Origin of the sequence: Pseudomonas sp. CBZ-4 (assembly GCF_000346755.1) — a bacterium.
GTDB lineage: Bacteria > Pseudomonadota > Gammaproteobacteria > Pseudomonadales > Pseudomonadaceae > Aquipseudomonas.
The window spans coordinates 1-8,461 of record NZ_ANNV01000003.1; the positions used below are offsets into that span (position 1 = coordinate 1).

Annotated in this window: 7 protein-coding genes; 2 read left to right on the forward strand and 5 right to left on the reverse strand. The window is 60.6% G+C overall.

Annotated elements, in window-relative coordinates:
- Positions 1–104: 104 nt before the first annotated feature.
- Entirely contained in the window at positions 105–356 is a 252-nt protein-coding gene (locus tag B348_RS0100185) for a DUF6124 family protein (RefSeq protein WP_017734157.1), read from the reverse strand.
- 465 nt (positions 357–821) lie between these two features.
- Here B348_RS0100185 and B348_RS0100190 point away from each other — a divergent pair, with 465 nt between their 5' ends.
- Both B348_RS0100190 and B348_RS0100195 read left to right on the forward strand, forming a co-directional pair.
- Positions 822–2,282, forward strand: coding sequence for an S-type pyocin domain-containing protein (locus tag B348_RS0100190; RefSeq protein ID WP_017734158.1), 1,461 nt, complete (start codon positions 822–824; stop codon positions 2,280–2,282).
- Positions 2,282–2,761: a DUF6392 family protein gene (locus B348_RS0100195; protein WP_017734159.1), complete on the forward strand. Its 480-nt coding sequence runs from the start codon at positions 2,282–2,284 to the stop codon at positions 2,759–2,761. The genes B348_RS0100190 and B348_RS0100195 overlap by 1 nt, the downstream gene beginning before the upstream one ends.
- A gap of 188 nt (positions 2,762–2,949) precedes the next feature.
- Here the strand turns inward: B348_RS0100195 and B348_RS0100200 are convergent, their stop codons facing one another.
- The 4 genes from B348_RS0100200 to B348_RS0100215 all read right to left on the reverse strand — a co-directional run bounded on the left by B348_RS0100200 (position 2,950) and on the right by B348_RS0100215 (position 8,207).
- A complete protein-coding gene (locus B348_RS0100200) occupies positions 2,950–3,816 on the reverse strand; it encodes an alpha/beta hydrolase (protein WP_017734160.1) in 867 nt (288 codons plus the stop codon).
- A complete protein-coding gene (locus tag B348_RS0100205; protein ID WP_017734161.1) occupies positions 3,816–6,038 on the reverse strand; it encodes a TonB-dependent siderophore receptor in 2,223 nt (740 codons plus the stop codon). The genes B348_RS0100200 and B348_RS0100205 overlap by 1 nt, the downstream gene beginning before the upstream one ends.
- A gap of 97 nt (positions 6,039–6,135) precedes the next feature.
- Positions 6,136–7,479, reverse strand: a complete 1,344-nt coding sequence (locus B348_RS0100210; RefSeq protein ID WP_017734162.1) for a sensor histidine kinase — start codon at positions 7,477–7,479, stop codon at positions 6,136–6,138.
- A complete protein-coding gene (locus B348_RS0100215; RefSeq protein WP_026136441.1) occupies positions 7,479–8,207 on the reverse strand; it encodes a response regulator transcription factor in 729 nt (242 codons plus the stop codon). Before B348_RS0100215 ends, B348_RS0100210 begins: the two co-directional genes overlap by 1 nt.
- Between the last annotated feature and the right edge of the window lie 254 nt (positions 8,208–8,461).

The following is an 8,461-nucleotide window of genomic DNA, read 5'->3' on the forward strand; positions in this document are numbered from 1 at the left end:
CTGGCTTGCCTGCGATGGCATCCCCTCGGTCTGATTGACAGCCCGAGTCGTCTGCATCGCAGGCAAGCCAGCTCCCACACCAGCCCCACATTCAAGCAGTGCCGTTAGCTGCACGCGGTGATCGTCTGCCCGACGCTATCTTGCACGCGATCTGCCAGCAACTGCGCCAGTTCAATCAACTGCGCAACGCCCAGCAACTCCTCTCGCTTCGATCCTTCCAGGTTAAACGCAAGATCACAGCTCAACGCATTGGCCGAGGCGAGTGTTTCGCTGAGGTTGACCAGCAGGTCTTCGGTGTTGATTCCATCTGCTACGGCAAATAGACGGACAGGGGGATTGGGGGTGGGTTTGATCATTGTGAAGCTCCTAAGGAAAGTGGAGCTGCCATTGATCGCCGCGACGCGATGGGGGTGGCAGCTGTACGCAGGTTCGCGGACCGGTCCTTAGGAAACCCGGCATACCCGAAGGTATCCCGCGCACAGCCGCCATAGCGCCGCACAGTAGACGATAAAAAAGCGCCAACTGAAAGCAGACGATGACGCTTAGCGTCCATAGGAAACCGGGCCGCGACGCCCGACCGCTGAGTTTGCAGCGGTGTACGGAGACTAGAGAGCTAGGTTCCGAGGGGCAACCGCTGATAGGTGTCGGAATTTTCTGTTTCTTCGGTTACCTAGCCGAACGGTCAGTTGTTTGGACTTCCTTCATTCAGCAGCATTCTTCTCGCGCCAGTTCGGCGCGATCTTCACCAGCAACGCGATAGCCCGCAAAGGCTGGCGCAGGTGGAGGCTTCTGCAGCCTGGCTTGCACGCGGAGAATGAGGCATGAGGCGTTACAACCTAACCAACGGCGCCAAGACAACAGCCGGCGGCACGGTCTACACCGGGTACATGGGCGGTACCATTAACGGGTTGGGAATGGTCAGACAGGGCGATCTCATCTTCTGCCCCGCCTGCTCCAGCCAAGGTTTCGTCGTGTGTGTCGGGCCGCGACTGGGTGAAATATGGGACGGTGCAGAGGCCGCGTTGGCAGGCGACGTGTGCCGCTGCAAATGTGACCCGCCACCTAAACTCATCGCCAACCAATTCATGGAGTTTCAGGACATAGACCCTGAAAAGTCGCCGTCTTTTTTGCCACCGCCGGGAACCGCTTCAGCTCGCAGCACAGCCGCCGAGGCTTTCGCGCCGAACGCACAACCTGATGCGCTGAATGTGTGTGTATTCGCAAAATCCTGTGTCTCAGTGCCCGCCGGTTCCACAGCGGCGGGACAAGCTCCCGAACGTGCAGACAATTTCGGCAAAACTGCTCTGATCGCTTCAACCGGCACCGCTGGTACTGTCGGGCGTATCGCGGGGACGCTCGGCAGTGACCTCGGTACTTGGGCAGTACGTGGAGTAGCGGGCGCAAGCGCCGCATTGAACGTCGTGTTGCTGGCCTTTTGGCCGAGAGATATTGGCGATTCGACCCTCTACACCCCAGCGCAATTGGCAAATCTGCAATCGGCAAGCACACGGGTGCGGTTCCAGTTCCGTCAGGATGACGCGGGGGAATTGAGAGCTTATGGCATCCACACCTCGCCGGGCAGTGGTTCGGATCGGGTGCCTGTTGCACACGCCCGATGGAACGCCGACAAAAGCGCGATGGTGGCGGTTCTGGATGGCATCAGCATTACTTGGACGCCCAACAACGGGCCGGTGGTCAGTGCGCCAAGTCCTTATCCAGGTACGCCCGAGCGGCTTGAAAATTTACTGGTTCATCCGATTGCAGTAGGGCCAGATTCGGCCCTCACTCACTATCCAGGCCAAGATGCCGAGGATGTGACCTGGCAGGATACGATCATTACGTTTCCGGCTGATTCGGGTGTGGCGCCGTTGTATTTGGTGTTTGCCAAGCCGGCGGTCAGGCCATTAGAAGTAGATATTTATGGCGCATTCGCCGGACGAGCGCGCGAAGGTGTTCACTTAGATCACATGCCCTCACGAGCAGCCCTAAAGCGCTACCTAACAAGAAATAAAAGCTTCTCCTCAGATGAGATTCACAACCTGATGAATTACGTAGCGAGCATCGCTGTACCCGCTCATATTCATCAGAAATATAGTGAAACCTATGGCTGGAGAAATACTAAAACAAAACAAAAAATCGATGCTCGCGACCTCCGCGGGGCGGTGGACAACAATTTCAACGCATTGAAACCGCACTTGCTTGAACAGGGTTTTTCAGAAAATGAATTAGAGAACGCTCGGCATAAAATGCACAAAATCAACGAAGATCGAGGATGGTACTAATGAATGCTGAAATGGTGGCCTTGTGGGTAAGCAGCCTAAGCGGCCTCTATAGCGATCTTTTGGCGAAGGGTGTCATTCCAGATCAACCGCTGACGCCTCTTTTTGAAGATGATGACAACGAAGACCTCCTTCAGAAGCCAATACCTGGAGTTGAACTGTGGTTTTGGGCAAAAACGAAGCGTTTAGAACAGGTGATGATCATTTTGATTCAGACGGTTGACCAGCCGATTTACACCGGGGCACTACCTGAACCGTTTACGTTGCATATGGACCAGCGTTCAGTTCGTAACGGTTTAGGAGTACCAAGTGAGTCCAAACCACCGTTCAAACTTCCTGGCGGCATGGGAATGCGAGGTGGTTCGGATAGCTATTATCTCAACCAAGATACCCATCCCAACATCATGGTGACGCTCAGTTATCTAGGAGACCTGACTGTGAACAACATCTGTTTCTCCCTCATTGATCCGGGTCACGACTGATCCGATGCTAGACGTAACGAATCATCAGCTATCCGATCAGCATTTTGTATGGCCAGGTACAGCGCTCAAGCTCGATGAAAATCAAATGTGGGAGCTGGCTTGCCTGCGATGACGGCGGCACAGGCAATGTATGTGCTGCCTGACCCACCGCTATCGCAGGCAAGCCAGCTCCCACATTTAGAATTGCGCTATGGCTGGCTGAGGTGTTCCAGCGTATAGCGCAGCGACGCCGCCAACATCGGCCCATGCCCCAACCCTGGGAACGTTTGGTATTGCACCTTGAGCCCATCCGCCTCCTGCAAATCCGCCAGCAGTTTCTTCGCCGCCCCATCCCCTTTCGGCCCAACCTGCCTGGACGGACTCGCCGGTTCCTCATCCCCGCGCATCATCAACAACGTCGGATGCTTGCCGTTCAAGCGCTGCGCCAACCCCTCGGCATGAATCACCCCGCCGTTCCACCACAACGACGGACTGGCCGCCGCGTACTCGTCAAACGCATCCGGCCGGGTCATCAGGGTGTACAGCACCAACAAGCCGCCATAGGAATGCCCCCACAACAGCTGCCGCTTGGGCTTCTCTTCCAACCGCTGGTTGATCAGCGGGCGGATCTGCTGCGTGAGCAGGTCGAGAAACTGCTCCGCCCCACCACTGGCTACGTCGGTCAGTGGGTCGCGCTGGGCGCCCTCGCCTACTCGCGGCGTGTAGTCGAAGGTGCGCGCGTTGCGTTCGATGCGCAGCGGTGTGGCGTATCCCACCGCCACCAGCACCGGTGGCGTGGCGCTGTGGGACAGGCGGTTGAGCAGCGCCGTGTCCAGCGCCGCCATGGCGGCGTTGCCGTCCAGCAGGTAGGCGACCGGGTTGGCCGCGCTGACCTTGAGCGGGCGCCCCAGCCAGATGCGGTAGTGCCGCGCGCCGTCGGCGGAGTCCAGTTCCAGGGTGCTGAAGCTGTAGTCGCTGGCTTCACGCAACACCGGGGCGTCCATCAACTGGTCCGCTGCCGGTTTGGCGTGGACGAACGAGGTAAACAGCAGCGCCAGAAAAATCCCCCGACGCATCAGAACGACGCCGTCAGGCTGGTGAACAAGGTTCGGCCAGACTGGTTGTAAGTCGCCGCGCCCGCACCGTCGATATTGTTCACGCCCTGGGCATTGCCTTCGCGCCACAGGCGTTTGTCGAAGACGTTATCCACGCCGGCCGTGAGGCTGAGGTTCTTGCTGATGGCATAGGTGCCGCTCACGCCGGCAATCGCATACGGCGACAGCTGGTTGTTCGACGAGCCGGTCACACGATAGCCGTGGTAGTCGTATTTTTTCGGGGTCTGCTTGCCGTACCAGGCCACGTTCGCTTGCAGGGACAGGTCTTGCGTGGCCTGCCAGTCGAGCATCGAGTTGAGGGTGTACTTGGGCGTGACCGAGAGCACATCGCCGGTCTGTTTGTTTTTCGATTGCAGCATGTAGGTGAAGTTGTTGGTCCAGGTCAGCGATTCGGCCAACGGCAAGGTGAGGTTGCCTTCGAGCCCTTCGACCAGCGCCTTGGGCACGTTTTCCCACTGGAACACGTTGGCCCCGGCCGTGGTGCCCGTGCCGCCGGTGGCGGTGCCGACCGGGGTCAGGCCGGACTCGATCTTGTTCTTGTAGTCGTTGCGGAAATACGTCAGCCCCGCGACCACACCGTCGTTGCGGTACTCGATCCCCAGCTCCTTGTTGACGCTGGTTTCCGCTTCAAGGTCGGCGTTGCCTTGCAGGTAGCAGCTCTTGGTCGAGCCGTAGCAACCCTGGCCGTTGCTGTACAGCAGGTAGTTGGGGTTGAGCTGATAGAGGTTCGGCGCCTTGTACGAGCGGGCGATGCCGGCCTTCAGGGTCAGGGTGTCGGTGAGCACCTGGGACAGGTTCAGCGACGGGCTCCAGTTGTCGCCGACGATATCGTGGTGGTCCAGGCGCAGGCCGGGGGTCAGGCGCGTGCCGGGGCGCAGTTCGATGTTGTCTTCGGCAAACACCGAGAAGATCCGCGACGACGAGGTGCTGCTGCGGTTGCTGCTGGTCAGCCCGGCCACGCTGCCGCCGGCGGTGGTGGTCTGGGTATTGGCGCTCGGGTCATCGAGCTTGGACTCGACCCACTCGGTGCCCAGGGTCAGTACCTGGTCGAAACCCGCGTGCAGCGGCAGGCTGACTTCGCCGTGGGCAGTCAGGTCGCGCAGGGTGGTGGTGTAGAAATCGGTGTTGGCGAAGATGCCTTCGGTGCCGCCCGCGAGGCCTTCGTTGATGCGGCTGTTGCGGGTCTTTTCGTATTGCAGGTAGGCCAGGCTGCTGCCGAAATCCCATTCGCCCCGGTGGGTCAGCGCGTAGTGTTCGCGGTAGAGGATATTGGTCTCATGGCCAAGCATGCTTTTCACGCTGGCGTTGCTGTTGGTGTTCTGTGTGTCGCCGGTGTAGATGTTGCCCTGGCGGCTGAAACCGGCCTCCAGGTCGAGGGTTTGCTCGGGGGTCATTTTCCAGCTGAGCAGGCCGTTGACGTCCTTGTTGCGCACGCCTTCGCGGCCCGCTGGCAACGTGCCGATCTGGTTGCCGTAGCGGGTGGATTCGTGGCCGCTGTTGATGTCGGCGTCATCGGCATTGGTCTTGGCGATGTTGCCGTAGACGCGGTAGCTGAGGTTATCGGTGAGCGGGCCGTTGAGGCCGAAGTTCATGCGCTCGGTCTCGCCCTCTGCCTTGTGCTGGGCGAAGTTGTGGTAGATCGTCGCCGAGCCGTGGGTCTCAGTGCCGGGCTGCTTGGTGATGATGTTGACCACGCCACCCGCCGCGCCATTGCCGTAACGCGCGGCGGCCGGGCCACGGATGACTTCGATGCGTTCCACTTGATCGGCCGGCACCCAGTTGGTGTCGCCCCGGCTGTCACGCTCGCCGCGCCAGCCGTAGCGCACCGAGTTGCGGCTGCTCACCGGTTTGCCGTCCACCAGGATCAGGGTATTTTCCGGGCCCATGCCACGGATGTCGATCTGGCGGTTGTTGCCGCGCTGGCCGCTGCTGGAGTTACCGGTGAGGTTGACGCCGGGCATGGTGCGGATGATTTCCGACAGGTCATTGGGAGGCGGGCGCTTCTTGATGTCCTCGGCGGTGATGATCGACACGCCGGGCATCTGCTTGATCTCTTCCTGCGCGGTGCCCAACACGGTCTGGGTCGGCAGTTCCATCTGCGCGGGCGCCTCGGCCTCGGCGGCGAAACCGGCGACGGGCAACAGGCTGCAAATACTCACGGCAAGCAGGGACAAGCGGAACATGGGGCGATCTCCAAACGTCAACCCGACCGATAGCGGCGGGCCATCAAAGATCGCAGATGATAATCAGATGCAATAACGAGTAAAGAAACTTAACTTTCTAAACATTTGCCGCCGGCAGGCGCAGGTGCATGCGCAGGCCCTGGCTGCCGCAGGTGGCCCACAGCGCCCCGCCCTGCAATTCGATGGCACGGCGGGCGATGCTCAAGCCCAGGCCAAACCCGCTGCCGACGGTACCGTCCAGGCGCAGGTAGGCTTCGAAGATGCGCTCCAGGTCGGCCTCGGCCACCCCCGGCCCCTGGTCTTCGATCACCAGGCACCAGTTGTCGTCTTCACGCTGGCCGCTCAAACGGATCACGCCGTTGCGCGGCGAATGACGGATGGCGTTGCGCAGGATATTTTCCAGGGCCTGGGCGAAGCTGTTGAGGTGCACGTGCAGGAGGCAGGTGCTGTCCAGTTCACACACCAACGCGTCCAGCGGCCAGCCCGTTTCGAAGTGCGCATCTTGCACCAAGGCTTCCCACACCGAGGCCACCACCACCTCTTCGGCTTCAAGGCGCGGCTTTTCGGTGTCGAGCCAGGCCAGGTTGAGGGAGTCGTCCACCAGCCGGCGCATTTCCTCCACCTCGCGGGACAGGCGCTGCTGCAACTGCTCGGGCGGCAGGCCGCTGTCGCTGGCGATCTTCAAGCGGGCCAATGGCGTGCGGATTTCATGGGACAAGGTGCGCAGCAATTGGCGCTGCTGGTTGAGGCTCTGGCGCAGGCGCTCGGCCATGTGTTCGTAGGCGCGGGCCAACTCGCCCAATTCATCCGGGCGCCGGGTCACAGTGCTGCTGGCCAGCGGCGCCAGATCGCCCGAACTCAGCGCATTGGCGCGCTCACGCAGTTCATTCAGCGGCTGCACCAAGTGCCGGTACAGCAGCAAGCCCAGGCCCAGCGCCAACAGCACCGGCACCACACCGTGGGTGAACACGTGGGTCCACGGTGTGAGCCCCGGCGGCAGCAGGCGTTCGGGCAATTGCATCACCAGCCGGCCGCGTTCCGGGTGCTGGGGAAAGGCGATGCTGACGTAGGGCAGTTCATCGTCGAGGCGCTTGCTCATCGGCCAACCGAGCTTGCGCATAAAGGTCAGGTGGCTGACCTGCTCGGCATTCAGCGGCGTGGTGCCAAGGCTGTGCAGATAGTCATCCAGCACGGCGACCCAGGTGTGTTCGCGCTGCTGCAAGGCCAGGCGCCAGCGTTCTACGGCGTCGGCATCGCCAGTGGCCGCCACTTGTTCGGCCTCGGCGGCGTACGCGGCCAACGCGATGCGGTCCGGTGCTTCCAGAAAGTAGGTGTTGCGTTCTACCTGCAAGCCCCAGCTCCACACCAGCCACACCAGCAGCACGCAGAAGCCCACTTGCAGCAGCGCCATTTTCCACAGCAAGGGGTGGCGACGCTGCATCAGGCGCCTTCGCACATCAGCACGTAGCCTTGGTGACGCACAGCGTCGATGCGCAGGCCCTGCACGTCGATGGCCGCGAGTTTGCGCCGCAGGTTGCACACATGCACATCCAGGCCACGGTCCAGGCGGGTGTAGGGCCGATGCAGCACGTGTTGATAGAGGAAGGCCTTGGTCAGTGCTTCACCGCTGTGCTCGTGGAGGGTGCACAGCAGGCGGAATTCCGAGGACGTCAGCCCGGCCGCTACGCCGTTGAAGCTGACGTCACGCTCATAGCTGTCGAACTTCAATGCGAACGGACGCGCCAGCAGCTGCGGCGTACGTGTCCCGCAATCGATCGCCACGCGGCGCAGCAAGGCATCGATGCGCACGTCGAGTTCGGCCAGGCTGAAGGGCTTGGGCAGGTAATCATCCGCGCCCTGGCTGAAGCCGGTGATGCGGTCCTGCTCGGCGCCCAGGGCCGACATGAGGATCACCGGCGTACCGCGCTCGTGGCGCAGGCGCGCGAGGATATTCAGGCCGCTTTCGTTGGGTAGCATGATGTCCAGCAGGATCAGCTCCACGGGTGAATGAAGGGCCATGTCCAGGCCTTGGTCGCCGCGATGGGCGCTGTTCAAGGCGAAGCCACGGCGGCTGAGGTGGTTGCTGAGGTGGGTGCACAGTTCGACGTCATCCTCGATGATGAGGATGCGTGGGGTGGGCGGCGGAGGGGCTAGATGATAAGTATTCACAATTACGGCAGTTTCGCATTCGATGAAACATTTCGCAATGTTCACTGAATATGCCGCATTTCAAGTGTGAGAGCTGGCTTGTGTGGGAGCTGGCTTGCCTGCGATGGCGGTGTGTCGGTCGGGGTACATATCCGTTATTTAGGTAACGGCGGCTTATGGTTCCGCCCTTACGGCGGCTCACTTTTGGAAAGAGCCCAAAAGTAAGCAAAAGGCTCTTGCCGGTATGACTCACCCACATGGGTTACAAATCAGTT